General features: G+C 40.6%; 22 protein-coding genes and 2 pseudogenes. 2 read left to right on the plus strand and 22 right to left on the minus strand.

The window, feature by feature from the left end:
* Window positions 1-98: pseudogene (locus L3V31_RS21045) on the minus strand (Short chain dehydrogenase); the annotation flags it as partial.
* Between the two features lie 630 nt (window positions 99-728).
* A complete protein-coding gene (locus L3V31_RS21055) occupies window positions 729-1,175 on the minus strand; it encodes a GNAT family N-acetyltransferase (RefSeq protein WP_237319047.1) in 447 nt (148 codons plus the stop codon).
* A 181-nt stretch (window positions 1,176-1,356) separates the two neighbouring features.
* Between L3V31_RS21055 and L3V31_RS21060 the strand changes: the two genes are divergently transcribed.
* Window positions 1,357-1,665 carry a hypothetical protein gene (locus L3V31_RS21060; protein ID WP_237319085.1) on the plus strand — a complete coding sequence of 103 codons (309 nt, stop codon included), beginning with the start codon at window positions 1,357-1,359 and terminating at the stop codon, window positions 1,663-1,665.
* 254 nt (window positions 1,666-1,919) lie between these two features.
* Here L3V31_RS21060 and L3V31_RS21065 read toward each other — a convergent pair whose 3' ends face one another.
* The 10 genes from L3V31_RS21065 to L3V31_RS21125 all read right to left on the minus strand — a co-directional run bounded on the left by L3V31_RS21065 (window position 1,920) and on the right by L3V31_RS21125 (window position 11,806).
* The gene (locus L3V31_RS21065) at window positions 1,920-2,222 is read right to left on the minus strand and encodes a hypothetical protein (RefSeq protein ID WP_237319048.1); all 303 of its coding nucleotides are present in this window, start codon (window positions 2,220-2,222) and stop codon (window positions 1,920-1,922) included.
* Window positions 2,223-2,329: 107 nt separating this feature from the next.
* On the minus strand, window positions 2,330-3,310 hold the full coding sequence (locus tag L3V31_RS21070) for a hypothetical protein (RefSeq protein WP_237319050.1): 981 nt from the start codon (window positions 3,308-3,310) through the stop codon (window positions 2,330-2,332).
* 143 nt (window positions 3,311-3,453) lie between these two features.
* On the minus strand, window positions 3,454-3,831 hold the full coding sequence (locus tag L3V31_RS21075) for a hypothetical protein (protein WP_237319052.1): 378 nt from the start codon (window positions 3,829-3,831) through the stop codon (window positions 3,454-3,456).
* Window positions 3,832-3,979: 148 nt separating this feature from the next.
* Window positions 3,980-4,717 (minus strand): SDR family oxidoreductase, encoded by a 738-nt coding sequence (locus tag L3V31_RS21080; protein ID WP_237319053.1) that lies wholly within the window; start codon window positions 4,715-4,717, stop codon window positions 3,980-3,982.
* 167 nt (window positions 4,718-4,884) lie between these two features.
* Complete coding sequence (locus L3V31_RS21085; protein WP_237319055.1) at window positions 4,885-5,322, minus strand: hypothetical protein; 438 nt, start codon at window positions 5,320-5,322, stop codon at window positions 4,885-4,887.
* A 154-nt stretch (window positions 5,323-5,476) separates the two neighbouring features.
* Complete coding sequence (locus L3V31_RS21090; RefSeq protein WP_237319057.1) at window positions 5,477-6,535, minus strand: restriction endonuclease; 1,059 nt, start codon at window positions 6,533-6,535, stop codon at window positions 5,477-5,479.
* Between the two features lie 160 nt (window positions 6,536-6,695).
* Window positions 6,696-7,313 (minus strand): LysE family translocator, encoded by a 618-nt coding sequence (locus L3V31_RS21095; protein ID WP_237319060.1) that lies wholly within the window; start codon window positions 7,311-7,313, stop codon window positions 6,696-6,698.
* Between the two features lie 1,113 nt (window positions 7,314-8,426).
* Window positions 8,427-8,555 (minus strand): DUF3265 domain-containing protein, encoded by a 129-nt coding sequence (locus L3V31_RS21105; protein WP_237319079.1) that lies wholly within the window; start codon window positions 8,553-8,555, stop codon window positions 8,427-8,429.
* Entirely contained in the window at window positions 8,543-9,058 is a 516-nt protein-coding gene (locus L3V31_RS21110) for a GNAT family N-acetyltransferase (RefSeq protein WP_237319062.1), read from the minus strand. The genes L3V31_RS21105 and L3V31_RS21110 overlap by 13 nt, the downstream gene beginning before the upstream one ends.
* A 2,406-nt stretch (window positions 9,059-11,464) precedes the next feature.
* Window positions 11,465-11,806 carry a hypothetical protein gene (locus L3V31_RS21125; RefSeq protein WP_237319064.1) on the minus strand — a complete coding sequence of 114 codons (342 nt, stop codon included), beginning with the start codon at window positions 11,804-11,806 and terminating at the stop codon, window positions 11,465-11,467.
* Window positions 11,807-12,071: 265 nt separating this feature from the next.
* Between L3V31_RS21125 and L3V31_RS21130 the strand changes: the two genes are divergently transcribed.
* Window positions 12,072-12,302: a DUF2188 domain-containing protein gene (locus tag L3V31_RS21130; protein ID WP_140344423.1), complete on the plus strand. Its 231-nt coding sequence runs from the start codon at window positions 12,072-12,074 to the stop codon at window positions 12,300-12,302.
* Window positions 12,303-12,933: 631 nt separating this feature from the next.
* On the opposite strand, the pseudogene L3V31_RS22110 reads toward L3V31_RS21130, so the two are convergent.
* From L3V31_RS22110 to L3V31_RS21195, 10 genes and pseudogenes are all read right to left on the minus strand, one after another.
* Window positions 12,934-13,117: pseudogene (locus L3V31_RS22110) on the minus strand (hypothetical protein).
* A gap of 284 nt (window positions 13,118-13,401) precedes the next feature.
* Window positions 13,402-13,869: a GNAT family N-acetyltransferase gene (locus L3V31_RS21140; protein ID WP_237319067.1), complete on the minus strand. Its 468-nt coding sequence runs from the start codon at window positions 13,867-13,869 to the stop codon at window positions 13,402-13,404.
* Between the two features lie 143 nt (window positions 13,870-14,012).
* Window positions 14,013-14,915, minus strand: a complete 903-nt coding sequence (locus L3V31_RS21145; RefSeq protein WP_237319069.1) for a hypothetical protein — start codon at window positions 14,913-14,915, stop codon at window positions 14,013-14,015.
* Window positions 14,916-15,542: 627 nt separating this feature from the next.
* Window positions 15,543-16,244, minus strand: a complete 702-nt coding sequence (locus L3V31_RS21155; RefSeq protein ID WP_237319071.1) for a hypothetical protein — start codon at window positions 16,242-16,244, stop codon at window positions 15,543-15,545.
* Between the two features lie 140 nt (window positions 16,245-16,384).
* Window positions 16,385-16,804: a GNAT family N-acetyltransferase gene (locus tag L3V31_RS21165; protein ID WP_237319073.1), complete on the minus strand. Its 420-nt coding sequence runs from the start codon at window positions 16,802-16,804 to the stop codon at window positions 16,385-16,387.
* Window positions 16,805-16,909: 105 nt separating this feature from the next.
* A complete protein-coding gene (locus L3V31_RS21170; protein ID WP_237319075.1) occupies window positions 16,910-17,368 on the minus strand; it encodes a hypothetical protein in 459 nt (152 codons plus the stop codon).
* 468 nt (window positions 17,369-17,836) lie between these two features.
* Window positions 17,837-18,271 (minus strand): GNAT family N-acetyltransferase, encoded by a 435-nt coding sequence (locus L3V31_RS21175; protein WP_237319076.1) that lies wholly within the window; start codon window positions 18,269-18,271, stop codon window positions 17,837-17,839.
* Between the two features lie 158 nt (window positions 18,272-18,429).
* Window positions 18,430-19,203 (minus strand): DUF2971 domain-containing protein, encoded by a 774-nt coding sequence (locus tag L3V31_RS21185; RefSeq protein WP_237319078.1) that lies wholly within the window; start codon window positions 19,201-19,203, stop codon window positions 18,430-18,432.
* A 624-nt stretch (window positions 19,204-19,827) separates the two neighbouring features.
* Complete coding sequence (locus L3V31_RS21190) at window positions 19,828-20,292, minus strand: GNAT family N-acetyltransferase (protein WP_237319084.1); 465 nt, start codon at window positions 20,290-20,292, stop codon at window positions 19,828-19,830.
* Window positions 20,293-20,462: 170 nt separating this feature from the next.
* Window positions 20,463-21,101 carry a hypothetical protein gene (locus tag L3V31_RS21195; RefSeq protein WP_102967349.1) on the minus strand — a complete coding sequence of 213 codons (639 nt, stop codon included), beginning with the start codon at window positions 21,099-21,101 and terminating at the stop codon, window positions 20,463-20,465.
* Window positions 21,102-21,247: the final 146 nt, after the last annotated feature.

Here is a 21,247-nt window from a genome sequence, read left to right on the forward strand (position 1 = left end):
CGATAAGTCGAGATGACGTTATAACCTAAGACTAAAAATTGACGAGTTAACTCGAGTCCAATACCCCTCGAAGCACCTGTAATTAAGACTGTTTCCATTTGCTGAATTTCCTTATTCGTATAACGCCGCGTTAAGTAGTGAGCAACATTGCCACCTAACCTACACCATTGTGCCGTATACACTAAATTCAAAGCAAACTGAAAATGCCTAGCGTTGCGAATCTGCCTTAAACGCCTTGTTAGTTGCCATTCTAAACCTTTGATTTCAGTTTGTTTCCACTTTGCCAACACGGTTTTTGATGCGCTTTGAAAAACTCAAATCAGGCGCAGTTTCAAATCGATTGTCACTGAAACCACTTGGAACTAGCAACGCCGTAGAAAACTGGCTGAAAAGCACCAAAAAGACCTTTGGAAAGACAATGTCACAAAGCTGACTTTCAACAAGTGAATTAGCGCCTGAAACGGCAAAACAAAACCACAGCATTAACAATCAAACGAAACTTCAGAAAACCACACCCAGGGGCAAAACCGAGCAAAAATGCAAAATTTATTAGCCTTAAATATTCTGATTTAGCTGCGTTTTTTCCGCTGGCAACTAACGCCGCGTTAAGGGGTGAACAACGCGATGCCACCTAACTTAAACCATTGTGCCATAAACACAAAAGCTAAACTTTGAACCAAAACTGCCATGCGTTGAGAATCCCTCTTAAACGCTTTGTTATGTGCGTACTAAAGTTGTGCGTACAATCTCAGCATGTCTTTGTGTTGAATACCATTTTCATAGATTGGCTCTGGATAATTCAGCAAAAAGTAATCTTTGACGATTGAGTCAACCCTAAAGCCAAGACGCTGATAATAAGTCAGTTGATACCCAAAGGTGCCTGTACCCAGTTCAACACGTGAGATTCCCTTACTTGATAACTGAGACAGAACCGACTTAAGCAATTCAGAACCAACACCTTGACCTTGTAACTTTGGATATACAGAGACATTGAGTATCTCAGCAAGGCTATTGGTTTGTGGCTTCACTATGCAAGCTGCTAAAACACGCCCATTATCTAGTGCAGCGAAGCACCATGAATCGGATAAATATGAAGAAATACTCACTTCAGAAGGATCGGCTTCAAGCAGCAAATCTAGCGGAATCTGGCTACTTTTGACTTCGATATATTGCATTTTTCCTCCAAGCACATAACGCCCAATTAACGTGTGAGCAGCGCATACACTGAACTTAAACACTGCGCCGTAAACACTAAATTCAACCCGAAGTGAGAGCGCCAAGCGTTGCGAATCACTGTTGAATTGTTTGTTATGTTTTACCACAAATGACTGATTTATTTGGTAAAGAGCTGCATTCTTGACCGCATTTCAAGAAGTCAGTCACACGCCCAAACGCACTTGGCCACCAGATGCACGAAACACCAAGCGCGTAAGTCCACTTCCCTGCCCAATGAGGCAACCCGATAAACGCTCAACAAGCGCCCTCTCTTTCCAACCAAAGCGCAGAACAATGGCAAATTGCCGAGGCAACTGCCAAGCCGACATGCTGACTGGAAAATACGCTCAAAGCGACTTAGAGTCAGTGACACTTAAAACCAGCCGCCATGACCTGAAAATGAAGCAACCCACGAATATTGGCATGTTTTATGGGTTGAGTGATACATGAACTTAGGCCGACAATGTGGATTTGCTGAGGTAACTCGAACGAACTGCCAAAGGGACAAAGAACATAGATCGAAGAAACTTTAAGCCACTGAAATACAAGTAAACATAACGCCGTGTTAAGGGGCGACAACGCTATACCACTTAAACTTAAACATTGCGCCATAAACACATAAGCCAAACTATGAACTAAAATCGGCGAGCGTTGGGAGTCCCTCTTAAACGCTTTGTTATGCGACTTTCACAAACGCTTGAGCGTTAGTACACAATTGGATGCCTATCTAAAGTATTTATGACCTTTACATCACTATTATATTTGGTGCGCATCACCTCAATGTCTTTTGGCAACGAGATACAATTAGATTCGGTAATACCTTGTTCAATCTGAACGCGCCTTTCTGCATCATAGGCATACTCATCAGCCCAATGATTACACATACTGATACGATCTAATAAGTGGATTATTTCTTTTGGTAAACCGGTCTCTTCTAAATTCGCGACTATTTCTTGAGATCGGGCTGAAAAAGACAGTAGCACAATAAAAATAAGTTTAACTTTCACCGAATTCTCCCTAGTTGCATAACGCCGCATTAAGGTGTGAGCGGCGCTTGGCTATACTTGAGCGAAGCGAAACTGCCAAGCGTTGCGAATCACTCTTAAATGCTTTGTTAGAACAACTGTGGCTGGTGTCCATTAGATGCTGCCACAGCTTCTTCCTCAGTTATTTTCATGTACTCAATTCTCAGCAAACCATTCTTTATTGCTGGTTGAAAATATTCAACCAACCTATCAACTTTATTTCTGCCATCAGATTCAAAGAATGGAGTCTCAATTATTAACAATAGTAATTCAGCATTACTATTTTTTGCTTCTCTATACAGATTTATTTTCGACAACATTAAGTATAAACGATCCAGGAACATTAACGAGTTCATTTCTTTATGTCGAACCTCAACAAATATCTCGTCATCGCCATTCTTCAAATAACCATCGAATACAATTCGTCTGTCCATTATCGGGTCAATTGCATGAAATGCTGAAGAAAACTCTACACGCTCGACAAACTCTGTTTCTAGAGCTGGATGCCTAGACGCATATTTGTTTAATGCAGCATCAATGGAATATCTTCTCAATTTTCGCCTATTACGCTCGTATTCATTGTTATTTACTGCCGATGAAGGTGTGTTAAGCTCACTTTCATCCGGTGCACTATTATTGTCACAAATTTCGTCTTCATCATTTTCTTCATCGTCATCATCTGACTTTACGACACCTAAAGCTTTAAGCCACTCATCTGAAGGTGCGTTATAAGTATTGTTTACTTGAGACTGTTGTACATTTGCGACAATCTTGAATAATTCTTGACGCAAAACTTTATTTTCATCTTTTATCGTTTCTTTTTCTGATTCTTTTTTCTTAACTTCATTGCTTAATGTAAGCACCTTTCCGATGCTCAAATTATTAAATGACTCAGATAAAACCAGAACAACAACTATTGCTATAAGGGTAATAATCCCTGTAGTAATTTGATACTTAGGTTCTGCTAAGAAAAAGCTAAGAAATGCCATCACAGATACAGCCAAAGCGACAATACTAATTAAGCTGCGGACAAAATAATTCACATTTTTCTTTTCCAATTTTGGCTCCATTCTTACTTACCTGTTGTTCTAACGCCGCGTTAAGTGGTGAACAACGCGACCACCCAGCCTAAGCCATTGTGCCGTAAACACTAAAACTAAATCAAACCGAAAATGCCGAGCGTTGTGAATCCGTCTTAAACGCTTTGTTATGTTTATATCACCCCGATTAAACTTAAAATTCCAATAGGCAAAAGTAACACCCACTGAGGTAATTTTATGAACGTTTTAATTTTAAAAAAGTACCAGCCGACACCAATAAACACAAATGAAAAAGTGATGAAAGATACAGATATTCCGATGACCACATTTTGAAATGAGTCTAAGTTAAACCAACCAACATAAGTTAATACAAACCCACAAAGAACAAGAATAGCTGATACCATATGCCAACAGGCTAGCAATGTCGCTTTAGGAATGTCTGCCAAATCTGATTTAAGAAAAGGTCTAACAGGATCTATTTGCCCTGCAAAGATATGAACGCAGGATGTAAACAAACCGATTATTCCTGCACTGAAAATCCAAATATTCACATAAACTCCTTGTAAACATAACGCCGCGTTAAGGGGTGAACAACGCGACACCACCCAACTTAAACCATTGCGCCATAAACACAAAAGCTAACCTTTGTACCAAAACTACCAAGCGTTGAGAATCCCTCTTAAACGCCTTGTTAGCCGTTTATGCCAAGGATAGCCCGCCATCAACTACAAGCGTGTGACCAACGATGTAGCTAGCCTTGTCTGAGACCAGAAACTCAATGGCATTAACTATTTCGTCTGCATGACCAAAGCGTTTGATAGGCACAACCTCTGAAACTTCACTTCGAATGTTTGGTGAGTCCAATTGCTTGCTTTCCCACCGTGGTGTCCATGTCACACCTGGCGCTACCGCATTAATACGAACTCCAGAGCCAATACACTCTAAAGCAACAGAACGGGTTAACCCTTCAAGCGCGTGCTTGGACGCGCTGTACATTGAGGCATTAGGTGTCGGTCTTAAACCATTCACAGAGCTGACGTTAACAATGGAGGCCCCTGCATTCATCAGCTTTAACTCATGCCTTAAGCACAAGGCTTGAGACCAAAAATCGACATTCAATGTTTCCTGTAAGCATAAGACCTCGACTTCTTTAAATTGACCACCGGATACCAAAGCCGGTGACGCATTATTCACTGCGATGTCCAAGAAACCGTATTGATTCTTGATATGGTCTAAGAGCTTTTCAAGCTCTGACTCTGAGGAAATATCTACAATTTGGTAGTCCACAACGCTTAATTGTGGAAATTTATTCACTGCCTCCAACCATGACTGTTTAGAACGAGAGCAGGTTATCACCTGATAGCCCAAGTCCACGAATCGAAGAACAGTTTCCAGCCCTATTCCTTTAGAGCCTCCGGTGACCAATGCTATTTTCAATTTAGACTCCTTTCCTTGTTTCACTGTCTGACGGCTAACGCCCAATTAAGGGGTGAACAACGCCTCCACCCAAACCTAAAGCATTGTGCCATAAACACTAAATTTGAAGTAGAAGCAAAAGTGCCAAGCGTTGTGAATCCCTCTTAAATTGATTGTTATAACCCATTTCACTCCGTATCTTGTGCCTTTTCAAAGGCGTCCGCATTAGCTTTGTTTACTTGGGATTGAATACGATTGCCTGTATAGAAGATCGTAATTACAGCCGTAAAAGCATATAAATATGAGTAATAGCTAAACAACGAAATCATGCCTAACATGAAGCTATATATAGATATAGCGGGCAAACTGCCTAGGTCATTCCATGGATAAAGCGTGTAGTAAATGCGATTAACATAGCCTTTGATATTGCCAAATAAAGCCAAAAAGAGCGATAAGCTTGCATTTAAAATTACGCTGATGCAAAAAAACACTGACGCGAATTTTATCGACAATGCGTTAATCGTCGTTGGCTGAGCACTCAGCAAGCTAAGAAAAAACGCAACAGAAATCGCAGAGAATGAAGTGTGCACCCAAAAATAGATAGTTCTGAATTCAAATTTTTCCATACTGTATACTCTGATTTTCGATGGGTTATAACGCCCAATTAAGGTGTGAGCCACGCGACCACTGCACTCAATTTGGGCACCTTAAACACTGAACTAGACCCAAGCCAAAAATGCCAAGCGTGGGGAATCACTCTTAAATTGTTTGTTATATTCCCTATCTAGGCAGCTTCATTAGAAACTGATCTACTCTCTCAAACAAAATCTCATTTGGGTCGTCACCGGAAATCTTGCTGTCTATAAGAGAACAAATAACGTCATCATCCAAGTTGATGATAAGCTTCCCATGTTCTCGCATAGCTCCCTGACAAGCTATTAAGGCATTATCTGATGGCCCTTCTCTAGAAGTTAAGAAGCATACTTTTCGTTTGGCTTTTTCGAATAAATACTTCTCTGTAGAGTAAATTTGAGCTTGCCCTATCTTGTCTTTATAATTTTTAAATTCAAACAATACATATCGAGAATCTAGATTTGAAGAAATAAACCTCCACACCATAGACTTATCAATGACTCTGCAAATTAAGTCATATCGGTGCAAATCATCTGTTGTCCTTTCTTGTTGATGCCAACCTTTCAAATCGCCATCGAAAAGATACTGCAATATTTCACTCATTGTATCTTCATACTCATAGCACCCTTCACGTCCATGCGGAATTGACTTTAGTCGATTTTTTAAACTATTGCCCTGAGTTTCGATATTCGAGAATCCACTTTCATTAAACTCAGTTGGAATCACCTTCGGGTGTAAGATATGAGCTAGATCTTCACTTAACTTTCTTTCTGATAAATCCACTTCACATAATTTGATGAGTCTCCCAAGTAATTCTAAATCAACACTAGCTAGCGATAACAAGCCATCGAGATTAATTATCTGAATGTTGAACTGCTTTTCAACTCGGGACTGTATTTCTGGCTTTATATTTGTCGCAACAATTAGTACAGCCTTGGATACTTGTATTTCATGAGCTAATTTAACCAACCTCTCAGTGGCAACCTTCAAAGCTGGTGTAGGATAAGTGGTATTGCGTGTATATTTCACTTCAAATACAACTTTACTCTGAGTTGTTGGTTCACGAGCTATAATGTCTGCATCGCACCCAATATTTATAGTTGGATTCAAATTTTCGACAACCCAATTATTTGCAATCAAAATTTCTTTACATAGCTGCTCAAGCTGAAAGCCAGTAAATGTTGCAACTCCACCTTTAGTATTCAATTTTTTTCCTTTTCAAAAACGTTTGGATAACTCGGGAATATGCCCGCTTAAGTGGTGAGCAACGCTACCACGATACTTAACTATTACGCCGTAAAAACTAAAGCCAAATCAAACCAAAACCGCCGAACGTTGCGAATCCGTCTTAAAGCGTTTGTTAGTTTTATTGCTGGCGACTTAGTAACAGGCTTGCTCCAGACATAGCTAAAAAGGTTGCGCAGCCTCTATTGAAGCGCTTCGCCATTTTCGGTTTCGTGAACCACTGTCTTAAATATATTCCGAATATGGCATAAATCGATATTGCACCCATTTCTAATATTAGGAACGTAGCCCCTAAAACAAAGAACTGTTCATTTACACTAGCCGAAACATCAACGAACTGTGGAAGAAAAGCAGTAAAAATTAAGATCGCCTTCGGATTACCAGCAGCTAACAAAAATTCTTGTTTAGCTAAACCTAGTCGGTTGCAAGTATTTTCTAGTTTAGCGACGGGACTTGTCTCCGAACGCCATAGATTAAAGGCAATCCACAACAAGTACGCCGCACCTACGATTTTAATGGTTAGAAATAGGGTCTCAGATGCGTAAAGCACCACCGCCAAACCTGAAGCAGCTAACGCGATCATTACTGTGAACGCTGCAATCCGGCCAAGACCAGCAATAAATGCAGACTTGAAGCCATAGCAACGAGCATTATTCATTGATAATAGATTGTTTGGCCCTGGTGTCATATTGAGCGCAAAACACGCAGGTATAAAGAACAATAACTTCCAGATTTCCACAATATTTCCTCCATAAAACTAACGCCCTGCTAAGGGGTGAGCAACGCAATACCGAAGCCGCTGCATACCACCTTAATCACTAAAATCAACGCATAGTAAAAATGCCACGCGTTGTGAATCCCTCTTGAGCAGTTTGTTAGTTTGCAGACCCAACGGGTTGATTTTACGTTGTTTTAAACTTTGCGAACAACAAACCTTATGTGCTTTGATGCACTTAAGTCAGGCGTAGTATCAAAGCGGTTAGTCAATGAAACCACTTGGAACAAACAACGCCGCAGAAAACGAACTCACAACACCAAAAAGCGCTTTTGGAAAACCAATCTCACAATGCGGACTTTCAACAAAGCCACTGAAACCACGTGGAACTTACCACACCAGAGAAAACGTCATTTCAGCGAGTAAATCGGCTTTTGTACCAACAAACTCAACGAGCAGAATTTCAGCAAAAAAGTTCAACTCAGTTAACCCAAAAGTCGCCGCACAAAAGAACAAATCAACCGTTGAAACGATGATAATTTTGGATTTTCACCACGCTAGTTAACATTGAAATTGAACGCCGATACGACAATTTCGACTTTGAGCTTTTACCACTTGATCTTGCGATATAGCCGCGTTTTTCCTCTTGCAAACTAACGCCGCGTTAAGTAGTGAGCAACATTACCACCTAACCTAAACCATTGTGCCGTAAACACGAAATTCAAAGCAAACCGAAAATGCTAAGCGTTGCGAATCTGCCTTAAACGCTTTGTTAGTTGCCATTCTAAACCTCTGATTTCCAGTCAATTTCCACTTTGCCAACACCGTTTTTGATCGTTTTGAAAAACTCAAATCAGGCGCAGTTTCAAAGCGACTGTTACTGAAACCACTTGGAACTTACAACGCCGTAGAAAACTGACTAAAAGCACCCAATAAACCTTTTGAAAAGACAATGTCACAAAGCTGACTTTCAACGTGTAAATTAGCGTCTGAAACGGCAAAACAAAACTACAACATTAAAAGTCGAACGCAATTTCAACAAACCACAACCAGACAAAAATCGAGCAAAACTGAAAATTTCATTAGCCCTAAATTTTCTGCCTTAGCTGCGTTTTACCGCTGGCAACTAACGCCCAGTTAAGGGGTGAAGCACGCAATACCGATGTTACTGCATGGCACTTCAACACCGAAATCACCGCATACCAAAAATGCCACGCGTGCTGAATCCCTCTTAAACTGTTTGTTATGTGAATTTATACCTCTGATATATAAACACTTACTTCACGATCTTTCCCTTGCATGCGGTTTATCTGATCGCCCACGTATTTTACACCAAGCTTTTCAATAACTGACTTTGAACGCTCATTTCCGACTAAATGCATTACTTTTAACCTTGTTAAACCATAGTGCTTTTTTGAATATGAAATCAGAACCTTAGATGCTTCTGTAGCATAACCACAACCCCAGTAAGGGACGCCTAACCAATAACCTAGAATACCCAAACCATTTTCCAGTTTTGGAAAACTAATAGCACCAATAAGCTCAGAACTATCTTTTAAGACAATGGCATAGACAACACCTTTACCACTCAAAAATAACGCTGCGTGAGTACGAATCCAATTTTCAGCATCACTGACGCTATATGGATAAGGAATATTTGCCGTCATTTCTGAAATTTGCTTGTCGCCAGCCAACTCTGCAACACGCTTAGCGTCAGACAGAGAAAATGGTCTTAATATTAATCGTTCACTTTTAATCAGTTGCTGCATAATTTCCCTATTCACATAACGCCCAATTAAGTAGTGAGCAACGCACTACAAAAGCTGCCGCATTGCACCATAAACACAAAACTCACTGCAAACCAAAACTGCCAAGCGTTGCGAATCTGCTTAAATTGTTTGTTATGCGAATTTTCGACAATGCCAGATTACGCAACGAAAACATTACCTTAAACACGAAAAACTACAAACGTGCAGATAACTTTTTGTGATTCAAGAACCAACGAACTCAACATTTTCTAAAAAGGCCGCTACGAGCGATGAACGCTGAGTTACAGCAAAGAATCCGCTTTTTCTCGCGAGAAACCTAACGAGCCGAAATTTCAGCGAGCACCGGCTTTCCATAAACTTGTCATTTGCAGCACTTTAAGCCTAAAGAACTTTCCAAGACTAAATACGATTTTGAATGAGGCAACTTCACGAACTTTGTATGTTTTACGGTTGGAGAAATTCAAGAATTTGAACCAGAAATACTGACTTGCCGAAACCGAAAAACGAATGGTCAAAGACAACGAAATTGAAGAAACCTAAAAATTTAGCCTTGTCGCATAACGCTGCGTTAAGGGGTGAGCAACGCCACCACCTAACCTAAATCATTGTGCCGTAAACACTTAAGCCAATTCAAACCAAAACTGCCAAGCGTTGTGAATCCCTCTTAAATGCTTTGTTAGGCGAACTTTACCACTGATGTTTACATTGGCTTGAAAGCAGATTACCTGAAACCCAATAACCTACCAAACACCCACTGACTTTTTGGGATTCAAGAACCACAAAAACCACTATGTTTCAGCCAAATTTTCCACAGCCACGAAATGCGAACTTGCAGCGACAGAGTTGCTTTTTAGCCACCGAGACTCAAGTTGGAAACTATTAGCAAACACGAAAGCCTCAGTAAACTTGCCCTTCCCACACGTTGAGCCAGTGAAACTCACCACCGACCAACACTGAAAACCAATGAGGCAATCCACGAAGTTTGGCATGTTTTACGGGTTGAGTGATTCAAGAATTTAAGTCGACAATGCGGAGTTGCCGACTTAGAAAAATGAGCGGCCAAAGGGGTGAAGAAAATTAGACCAGAAATATTTGCCGCCCGTCGCCTAACGCCCAATTAAGGGGTGAGTAACGCAACACCGATGCCACCGCAAACCACCTTAATCACTAAAATTAACGCATAGTAAAAATGCCACGCGTTACGAATCCCTCTTGAATTGTTTGTTAGTACGCTGCCCTTAAAGCCTTTGGCATACACCAAGATATTGAAATATAGCACGAAAGTTATGGCTTAAAACGCTGACACCAAAGGGACAACGGCCAAACTAGAACTCACTCTCAAAACGCAAGTTGGCTAGAAGAAAAACTTGCTTAACTGACCTATTTTCACCGTTTTCAAATTAGCAAAGAAGACGGGCTTCAGAACTAAACAACCGCGCCAAAGAAACTCGTTTTTTGACGAAAATTTCTCAACACCAAAGAAGCCGCACCAGAGAAATAGCCCGAAAGTTAGAAACCGTAAACGGTGAAATCAACGCGAACACAACTCATATAGTGCCACCGGAAAGAACGTGAAAGGCACATTTGACCAGATGTAAAACAAGGAAAAGACACCGATAAACTCCGAAAATTTTACCGTTGATGCCAATCCAGTACTAACGCCCTGCTAAGGGGTGAACAACGCAATACCGAAGCCACTGCATACCACCTTAATCACTAAAATCAACGCATAGTAAAAATGCCACGCGTTGTGAATCCCTCTTGAGCAGTTTGTTAGTTTGCAAACCCAATGGGTTGATTTTACGTTATTTTAAACTTTGCAAACAATAAAACTTATGTGCTTTGATGCATTTGAGTCAGGCGTAGTCTCAAAGCGGCTAGTCAATGAAACCACTTGGAACAAACAACGCCGCAGAAAACGAACTCACAACACCAAAAAGTGCTTTTGGAAAACCAATCTCACAATGCGAACTTTCAACAAAGCCACAGAAACCACGTGAACTTACCACACCAGAGAAAACGCCATTTCAGCGAGTAAATCGGCTTTTGTACCAACAAACTCAACGAACAGAGTTTCAGCAAAACAGTTCGACTCAGTGAGCCCAAAAGTCGCTGCACCAAAGAACAAACCAACCGTTGAAACGATGCCAATTTTGGATTTTCACCACGCTAATTAACACTGAAATTGAACGCCAATACGACAATTTCAACTTTGAGCTTTTACTGGTAGGTCTTGCGATATAGCTGCGTTTTTCCTCTTGCAAACTAACGCCCGCTTAAGTGGTGAGCAACGCTACCACCATACTCAATTATTGCACCGAAAACACTTAAGCTGATTCAAACCAAAACCGCCGAGCGTTGCGAATCCGTCTTGAAGCGTTTGTTATGTGCCGGATTTACGTTGCCCTAGTCTTCAAATAAGTCCAAGTTCTCGTTCACGTATTCCATGACTTGATCGTAGAAGAAATCATCAATTTTACCTGCTACAACAAAGCAAAGCAGATAAGACGATACAAAGTGAAACTTGTACTGCTTTTTCGAGTTAGGATCGAGTGACCAGTCTGTTTTAACTTGCTCATCAATTTCGTTATTCATCAGTTCAAACAAAGCATCATTGTTCATATGATTTCGTTTAGAGTAAAAAACTGATGCTAGCTGATACATATTTTCCTTTGGTATTTCTCCAGAAGCAATCGCATGCAGAGCTTCATCCAACGCTTCACTCGCTTCTATCAACCACTTTTCCATCGAATGTTTCTCCGTATCCGAACTGGCACATAACGCCGCGTTAAGTGGTGAACAACGCGACTACCAAACCTAAGCCATTGTGCCGTAAACACTTAAGCTGAATCAAACCAAAAATGCCACGCGTTGTGAATCCGTCTTAAACGCTTTGTTAGGCAAATTTTTCAACGATCCTTGAATTTACTGTATATAACCCCATGTCTATTTATGTGCGGTTGCACGCACGCGGGTGATCCAGTTTCGACTAACAAATATGAGGATTTAATCGATGTCCGACAATGATTACAACGTATATCAAGGCGCTGATGGTAAGTGGCGAGGCGAACGACAAGATGCTAGTAGAGCTAGCGTCGTTGGGGAAACACAGAAAGAAGTTTTTGAAGCTACACGAGAGTTAGCTAAAAAGGCTCAATCTGAAGTATCCATACACCGTGGTGATAACGGTCAAATCAGAGCTAAGCATAGCTATGGAAATGACCCGAAATCAACCAAAGGCTAGTATCATGTGGGGAGAGCTATTCTCCCCAATTTGCCTAACGCCGCATTAAGGGGTGAACAACGCCACCACCCAACCTAAACCATTGTGCCGTAAACACTAAAGTCGATTCAAACCAAAACTGCCAAGCGTTGTGAATCCCTCTTGAATGCTTTGTTAGTTGCCAAACCTAAAGCTTTGATTTGAAGTTGATTGCCGCTTTGCCAACACTAACTTTACGTACGCTGAAAAACTAAAATCAGACGCAGATTCAAAGCGCCTGTTACTAAAACCACTTGGAACGCGCAACGCCGTAGAAAACGGACTAGCAACACCGAAAAGCTCTTTTGGAAAGACAAAGTCGCAGAGCTGACATTCAACAAACTAATCGACTTCTGAAACAGCAAACCAGCAAAAGAACGAAGCGCGATTTATTCACACCCAAAACCTTAAAAATCAGAGCACAAGACTGGGCAAAACCAAACGAACCTTAGCCTTAAACATTTTGCTTTAGCTGCGTTTTCCCTCGTTGGCAACTAACGCCGCATTAAGGGGTGAACAACGCCACCACCTAACCTAAACCATTGTGCCGTAAACACTTAATCTGATTCAAACCAAGACTGCCTAGCGTTGTAAATCCCTCTTGAATGCTTTGTTAGTTGCCAAACCTAAAGCTTTTCTTTGAGGTTGATTGCCACTTTGCCAACACTGTTTTTACGTGCTTTGAAAAACTCAAATCAGGCGCAGTTTCAAAGCGCCTGTCACTGAAACCACTTGGAACAAACAGCGCCGTAGAATACAGCCTAACAACACCTAAAAACTCATTTGAAAATGACAATATCACAGAGCTGACTCTCAACAAGTGAATTGGCTTCTGAAACAGAAAAACCAAAGCTCGATTTTCACAAACCCAAATAGCTAAAAGTTGAAATACGAAAACGAACTAACAACACACGGACATTAGCCTTAGATATTCTGTATTAGCTGAGTTTTCCTCGTTGGCAACTAACGCCGCGTTAAGGGGTGAGCAACGCAATACCAAAGTCGCCGCATACCACCTCAATCACTAAAAGCAACGCATAGTGAAAATGCCACGCGTTGCGAATCCTTCTTGAACGCTTTGTTATGTGGCTGCGCACCACACCATTATTGTGGTTTCAAGATTATTACTAGTTGATTGATGTAGAGCTTTAAAACCTTGTCCATTATACAGACCTACATTATGATTTTCACATTGCAGATAAAGCCTAGCCACACCATGTTTTACAGCGATTTCCTTTGCTTTGTTTAATAAAGCTTTCGCTACTCCATTCCCGCGCTTTGAAATTGGAACATAGACACCACCAACCCAATGCTCATACTCTGGATAGTTCTTATTTTCTCTGAGTTTAAGCTCCAACGTACCAATAAGCTCACCGTGCTCATGTGCCACAAGGTTAAAAGGAATACCTGTGTTTGATGCTTTAAGCCCAATATCATTTTGCACCATTTCTACTGTGACATTCGGTACTTTTGAAGCCCACTCATCGAAGTACCAATTAGCTATTTTGGATACGTATTGCTGATGGTCCGCTAATAATGAAATTTCCATATATCTCCTTTGCCACATAACGCCGCATTAAGGTGTGAGCAACGCGACCACGAAACCCAACCATACCACCGTAAACACAAAACCCAACGATGGAATGGAAAATGCCAAGCGTTGGGAATCACTCTTAAATGCTTTGTTAGCCGCTAGTGAAGCGTGACGTAAGAATCTAAATTATCAAGATTTGGATTGTCGTCTTCGTTCCTACCTAAATACAAAAACTCCATAATTGAGTTAAACTCTACAATCTCGTCTTGATGTCCGTCTAAAATCCCTTTTTCTAAGTACAATTTCTTAGCTTGTTCAAAGTTATTATACAGTAACCCGTTTTTCTGGAGCGTAAGCTCTACTTCATGTATACGCTCAATGCAAACCGTGTACATGCTATCGGGTGCATTATCGATGACATGCTGAGCTACAAAGTCACCCTGAGTTTTTCTCAAGTTTTCAATTGCTTCATCTGTGTACGGCAATATTTGGGACAACTCTTCTCGTCGAGCTTCAACCCAAGAGACCGCCTTATCTTTATCAAAGGCTTTTAGAAGGACAAGGCTAAGTTTATCGATAACAGATAAATTTTGATATTCATTTTGATAAATTTCATTTAAAACTAAATATCTGATAATTGGGGGCAAGATAGAGAAAGCAGTCATTACTTCATTATTAGTTCCGAACTTGTTTTTCTTGAAGTAAATAATTAGAAGGCTAGCGTATATTTTAAATAATGCGTCAATACAGTCTTCTACTTCTTTATCGCTAATCGAACCGGTTTCTTGTGTGTGCGTACATTTGTTCCCAGCCAAACGAATCGATTCTACAGCAAGCATCAAGAATTGGTTATCATCACTTACTTCTTTCAACCTTTTAACAACACTCTTATCACCTAAAGTAACTTTCTCACTAGCTGGAAGATCGAGTAATTTCCTTATAACCACTTCAGCATACTGTCGAATGGACGCTATTTTTCCTCGATTTGTTCGTTGGATATAAAAGGCCTCTTGCATTAGATCCTTCACCAAATCACTGTATGCTTCATTTCTGAACTTCATTTCAACTCCAATTATTATAACTTTAACTGAGTATCGGCTAACGCCGCATTAAGGCGTGAACAACGCAATACACAATGGCTACCGCATTGCGCCTTAAACACAAAACTCGACGCAAACCAAAAATGCCACGCGTTGTGAATCGCTCTTAAATGCTTTGTTATACGCCCAGCACTGAAGCTACGATTTTAAGCCAAGCCCCGCTTTGTAAGCACGACATTTTATGTGTATTGATGCATTTATGTGAGGCTAAGATCTTCAGCGACTATGATTGAAGCGCACTTGGAACACACCAGACCAAAGAAAGCGACATTTAAGCAAACACATAACCTTTTAAACCGACAATTTGATAAAGCTGAGTTTCAACAAACACTACCGCGTCGAATTTGGACCTGAAGGTTTGGGGGGAATTACCTAATAATTTAACGAAAACACGAGGAAATACAAAGCGATGAGCTACAAGAAAAGGTGACTTTGGCACAAGGAATAATCAGCAAAACTCACCCTGCGTATAACGCCGCGTTAAGTAGTGAGCAACACTGCCACCTTACCTAAACCATTGTGCCGTAAACACTAAAGCAGATTCAAACCGAAAGTGCCGCGCGTTGCGAATCTGTCTTAAACGCTTTGTTATACAGCGATATCACCGGCGTCAAAAGCAACTTGTATATCCCAAGAATCAACGGGTGTAGCTATGTCTCGGATTGGACCTATATTCAATATAAGTGGCTCGTTGCCCAAATGCCCGGTGTCAATTACAAACCTGTATTCACTTTGATGTGAAAAGTTGTTCTGCTTAACAAACACTGCGTCAATACCGCGAAAATCTCCAGAGAATGTATCCGGATCATAGTAAGTGACCAACCCTGCTTTCCCTTCTACAAAGTCTTGTGATTTAACAGCCTCTACGATTCGATTAATGAACTCTCGAGGGTTATGTACTAACACAAACTGGTCACCCAAGTTTCCAACTGAGCTCGGAACTCTAAAATCGTTAGCTATTTCCTCAAAATCTATGTGGTCTACCAAATTTACTTTATCGGTTGTAGCTGCAAACAGACAAAAGACATTGTAATTGTCATTATGTTGAAGTCTCATCCTGATAGGGGCAACTAAATCAGAGAAACAATGTCCATTGAGGTTTAAGGTAACATCATTTGGTTGCCACCAACTATTAACGCCTTCGTGCTCATCAGCACGGTTGCCTTCAGAATCCCCTTCAATATGGCGAAAATAGCTAAGCCTATTCATAAAGATCTTGCCGTCTAGAAAATCCTCTTTATATCTTGAGTTATCAAAGACTCTCAAGAAGAACCCTATTTTTTTCGACATATTACCCCCGCTGTATAACGCCCGCTTAAGTGGTGAGCAACGCTACCACAAAATTCAATTATTGCACCTTAAACACAGAAGCCAATTCAAACCAAAACCGCCAAGCGTTGCGAATCCGTCTTAAAGCGTTTGTTAGCTGTTTATTCTTCCACGAGTGTTTTGGTCAAAAATGAAAGCGACGAATCCATTGGATAGTTGTCCAGAACCATTTGACACTTGTAGCCTTGCTTTTCGTAGAAAGGCTTCGCTTGAAAGCTAAGAGTATCGACAAGGGCTGACTTACAACCTTTAGATACGGCATACCCCTCTAACAATTTGATCAATTCACTACCCACTTGCTTACCCCGTACTGAATCATCAACCCAAAGGAATTTAATAAGCAACCAATTGCCCCAAAGGTCAGCAATAATACCACCAACTTTCTTCTCGTCCCTCAGCGCATAATAGCCAACCTGAGACTTCGAAATACCTTCCAAGAATGGCGTATTATGTTTGATTAAACCACTACGAACTTCATTGATATCGCTATCTGACGGTTCAATATCTAGTTTATATTCCATGTACATCCTTGCTTGATTTGACCAAAAACAGCTAACGCCGCGTTAAGTAGTGAGCAACGCAAACCACAAAACCTAAACCATTGTGCCGTAAACACTAAAGCTGAATCAAACCGAAAATGCCGAGCGTTGCGAATCTGTCTTAAACGCTTTGTTATGTTTATTTGCCACAACTTCCGTTCCCCACCCTTTTGCCACCACCTCAATTACTTGGTAGTCAGAAAAAAGCTCTCCCAAACCCGTTTCAGTAAGCATTACCATGATTGTTGCCACATTTACTTTTGATTCATCGCCTAAGTGATTAGGGCTAAAGTCCCACTCGTTACCGATATAGCCCGAGTAATGAATAAAGGCTGTTTTAAGCTTATTACCAACAACATAACTTAGAATATATGCAACTGTTTCATCGAATACGAAGCCATTGTATTGATGGCAGTCCTTACTGATTTTTCTGTAGTTAGCTAGAAGGTTTTGGCGTTTGCGAGCCTTGCATCTTATGGTTTTCTCAGCAGACTCAACCCAGATTTCTGCGCCAAGAAAATTGGGGGAGAAGCCATCATTATTCACTCTTAGTGCACTATATTGGTCTGTGAAAATACCAATGGTTTCATAAGACTTTAAGACTTCTGGTGGCGAGAACTTCTTGAGCTCCAATAACAGGTCGTTATCGAACGTCGCATAAATTGAATATACGCTTACTGGTTTATCTTTATTGTTGCTCTATATTATTTCATTTATCCGTGGAGCACTAAAACCCTCATGTGCTATTGAGTATTGAACAGTAATACTATGACCAACTTTTTTCCACGCGAAGTAAATTGCGAATATGGATGTAACTAGTACCAATATAGGTCTAAAGTATTCACTTGATATACTTACAAATAGTTCGATAATTTCCACGTTTTTCCCTATAAACATAACGCCGCGTTAAGTGGTGAACAACGCGACCACCTTACCTATACCATTGTGCCGTAAACACTAAAGTTGATTCAAACCAAAACTGCCAAGCGTTGTGAATCCACCTTAAACGCTTTGTTATAAGCGTGGTTTGAGCATATGCACGAACTGTTCATCTTGCCTTGCTACCTCAAAGCCAAACCTTTTATATAGTTGCCCTACTCTGTTACCTTGCAAATAACAAAGCTTAATTGGCAGTGATTTTTCATTAGCAAGTTGAATTACAGTTTTCAAAACTTGGCTACCAACACCTTGACCTTGGCAGTGTGGTAACAAGAAAAAGCGACCAAAATATAAGTGCTCAGGATGGGCCTGAACTAGGTAACTACCAACAGGTGCCCCTTCAATTTCTATTATGGTTGGTTTCGCTTCATTCCACTCATTGCGATGAATTTCTTTTTGTACGTTTTCGTCCCAACCAAAAACAGCTTTTACTGGTTCGTATTCGGCAGCCTTCTTTAGCTCAAATAGGAACTCGTAGTCTTCATCTATGGCTTCGCGAACTTCAAACACTTTTATCTCCAAATTCAACAGTATCTTGAAAGCTTATAACGCCCTGTTAAGGTGTGAGCAACGCAATACCGAAGCCTCCGCATACCACCTTAAACACTAAATGCAACGCATAGTAAAAATGCCACGCGTTGCGAATCACTCTTGAACAGATTGTTATATCAATTTGTTACTACGATCTCGATACTGCTTTTTCTTTCTACAGCATACCTGCGCTCGATAAAGGCAGGGAGTTTTTCATCCAGATAGGCTATGGCACGCTTGTCCATACGACAGCCAAAGATTATAGCGGTAATCCATTCTGGTTTATAAGAGACTAACGTGTAGTTTGGTTCCTGCTTATTGATAAGAGGCTTCATGTCTGAGCCGAACTGGACCCTGTACTCACTTTCATATTCCCACTCTCTTAACTTAATTTTAAGAGCTTCCCAGATTTTCCTACCGACTTCTCCATTATCCAGTAGACCAAATTGCATTTTAAATACATCAAGCAGCTCAAAGCGAGCTATTGAATCTTGGTAAATTACTTTTTCTGCGTTTATATCTTTGACGTTCCATTCTAGACAGAAGCCTTTATGAGAATTAGCGTAATGTGACCACATGAGATTATTGTCAGGTTTATCCGTTAAACAAAAAAACAAGTATTCATCGAATTTTTGGTTTACATTTCTACGGAAAGCTTCAAAATTTCTTTGTCCAGCCTCACCAAAAAATAACTGTTTGAACTCGTGCTTTTCTGCACCCTTTAGCTGCGCGTGAACGGCTCTAAGCTCACTTTTAGTGGGTATGATGAAATCAATTTTGGAATCAAAAAGGTCGTTGAAATTTGTTCTTTTCGAAAATGTCACTTGATTATTCAATACGTTTTGGATGGCATATTCATTTTCAAGGTTTTCGAAATTATAAACCGGACAATACTTGTACAGACTTTCCAAATTTTGTACTCCATTGATATAACGCCGCATTAAGGGGTGAACAACGCTACCACCTAACCTAAACCATTGTGCCGTAAACACTAAAGCCAATTCAAACCAAAACTGCCAAGCGTTGTGAATCCCTCTTGAATACTTTGTTAGTTGCCAAACCTAAAGCTTTGATTTGAAGTTAATTACTGCGTTGCCAACACTAGCTTTACGTATTTTGGAAAACTCAAATCAGGCGCAATTTCAAAGCGCCTGTCACTGAAACCACTTGAGACTCAAAACGCAGTAGAAAACGGAATAACAACACCAAAAATACCTTTTGGAAAGGCAATGCCGAAGAACTGACTTTCAACAAACAAGGTGGCTTCTGAAACTGCAAACCAAACTCCAAACTAGGAAAAGATCGAAGCTCAATTTCCGCGAACCAAGATCCCGAAGTTCGAAGTGCAGAATCGAGCAAAGCACACGAACAATTAGGCCTAAACATTCTTTTTTAGATACGATTTTCTCGTTGGCAACTAACGCCCGCTTAAGTGGTGAGCAACACTACCACTACACTCAATTATTCCACCGTAAACACTTAAGCCAACTCAAACCAAAACCGCCGAGCGTTGCGAATCCGTCTTAAAGCGTTTGTTAGGTTTGTTTGCCTATGTTCCGGGCAATCATCAACACTTCATCGGCCGAATATAAATTGGAAATTGTCGTCTCGACTTCAGCGCCTAAAGTACTTTTATATAATTCTTGAGCATAATTATCAGCTCTTGTAGTAACCAACACGTGCTTCAAAATAGATTGTTTAAGAGCAAGCTGACCTTTTACCTGAGGCAATGATTCGACGATCAGCTTTCGACCAATACCATTTCCCTGATAATTCGGCATGACGGCTAGTTGCTCTAACTCCAAAACGGCTTCAGGACGAAAGCCACTTTTCTGAACCCAAATAATATAACCGACGATTTCATTTTCAATATCAGCTACATAGATCAAGTAACGTGGGAAGGCATTCAAATTACATTCTAACCATTCATTTGAGTAGTTTTGCCTAACAAACGCAGACTTATGAACTAGAGCTGCACTTGGTAAATCCTTTTCCGTCATTAAACGAATGATCAAATTGACCTCCTGATATCGACAATAAACCTAACGCCCGCTTAAGTGGTGAGCAACGCTACCACGACACTTAATTGTTACACCGTAAACACAAAACCCGATTCAAACCAAAAACGCCGAGCGTTGCGAATCCGTCTTGAAGCGTTTGTTATACAAATTTACCATTCTTCGCCTTGTCTATAAGTTGCATGCCATTCTTTTTCTGCAACTTTTACATGATTTAAGGTTCTATCTGAAAATGCATACGCGAATTCTGCCATACACATAGGATGAGCTCCCGTCATAAGTTGCTGATGCTTTCCAACAATACGCTGTAAAGCCCTTAATATTTGGATTAGTTCGTTATAAGTTTCAGGAAAGTCGTCTGTAATTTTGTTTTGGTCGAAAAAGTACTTTTTATCGGCATGTGCAAAATACTTATCTCGCTGAGTCAAGATACTACTAACCTGACTTTCTACCTCTTTCAAAGCCTGCCGCTGTTCATTAACTAAGGACATCTCAATTTCAGGGTAAACCTTGCTAATTGCTTTCATGTTACGTTCAACGAAAGCTAGAAATTTTTGAAACGTTCTATCCCCGCGTCCGTGCTCGATCAACTTCGAAACAGTCATTACACAATCGATCTGAATTGATTCAACCATCAGTGGCATCAGGGGATTGGCGCGATTCATATCGTATGGTTCACGCTCCAAAGCTTCCACATGAGCTTGATACACTCCTAGTTTCAAAGCCACTTTGGAATAAATAAGGTCGGAATAAGTTGATATGTACGACTCATATTGTTCGACTGGACTCAATGTTCTCTCCTAATTTGTATAACGCCGCATTAAGGTGTGAGCGGTGCTTGGCTATACTTGAGCGAAGCGAAACCGCCAAGCGTTGCGAATCACTCTTAAATGCTTTGTTATACGAATTTACCAAACGTGTTCCGTACCCTGCCATG

Origin of the sequence: Vibrio sp. J1-1 (assembly GCF_021728395.1) — a bacterium.
Taxonomy (GTDB): domain Bacteria; phylum Pseudomonadota; class Gammaproteobacteria; order Enterobacterales; family Vibrionaceae; genus Vibrio.

Bases quoted from the DNA above. Each gene is read 5' to 3' on its own strand.
- L3V31_RS21145 (WP_237319069.1), bottom strand. From the start codon at position 14,915: ATGAAGTTCAGAAATGAAGCATACAGTGATTTGGTGAAGGATCTAATG.
- L3V31_RS21070 (WP_237319050.1), bottom strand. From the start codon at position 3,310: ATGGAGCCAAAATTGGAAAAGAAAAATGTGAATTATTTTGTCCGCAGC.
- L3V31_RS21190 (WP_237319084.1), bottom strand. From the start codon at position 20,292: ATGACGGAAAAGGATTTACCAAGTGCAGCTCTAGTTCATAAGTCTGCG.
- L3V31_RS21055 (WP_237319047.1), bottom strand. From the start codon at position 1,175: ATGCAATATATCGAAGTCAAAAGTAGCCAGATTCCGCTAGATTTGCTG.
- L3V31_RS21155 (WP_237319071.1), bottom strand. From the start codon at position 16,244: ATGTCGAAAAAAATAGGGTTCTTCTTGAGAGTCTTTGATAACTCAAGA.
- L3V31_RS21110 (WP_237319062.1), bottom strand. From the start codon at position 9,058: ATGCAGCAACTGATTAAAAGTGAACGATTAATATTAAGACCATTTTCT.
- L3V31_RS21085 (WP_237319055.1), bottom strand. From the start codon at position 5,322: ATGGAAAAATTTGAATTCAGAACTATCTATTTTTGGGTGCACACTTCA.
- L3V31_RS21165 (WP_237319073.1), bottom strand. From the start codon at position 16,804: ATGGAATATAAACTAGATATTGAACCGTCAGATAGCGATATCAATGAA.
- L3V31_RS21125 (WP_237319064.1), bottom strand. From the start codon at position 11,806: ATGGAAAAGTGGTTGATAGAAGCGAGTGAAGCGTTGGATGAAGCTCTG.
- L3V31_RS21140 (WP_237319067.1), bottom strand. From the start codon at position 13,869: ATGGAAATTTCATTATTAGCGGACCATCAGCAATACGTATCCAAAATA.
- L3V31_RS21130 (WP_140344423.1), top strand. From the start codon at position 12,072: ATGTCCGACAATGATTACAACGTATATCAAGGCGCTGATGGTAAGTGG.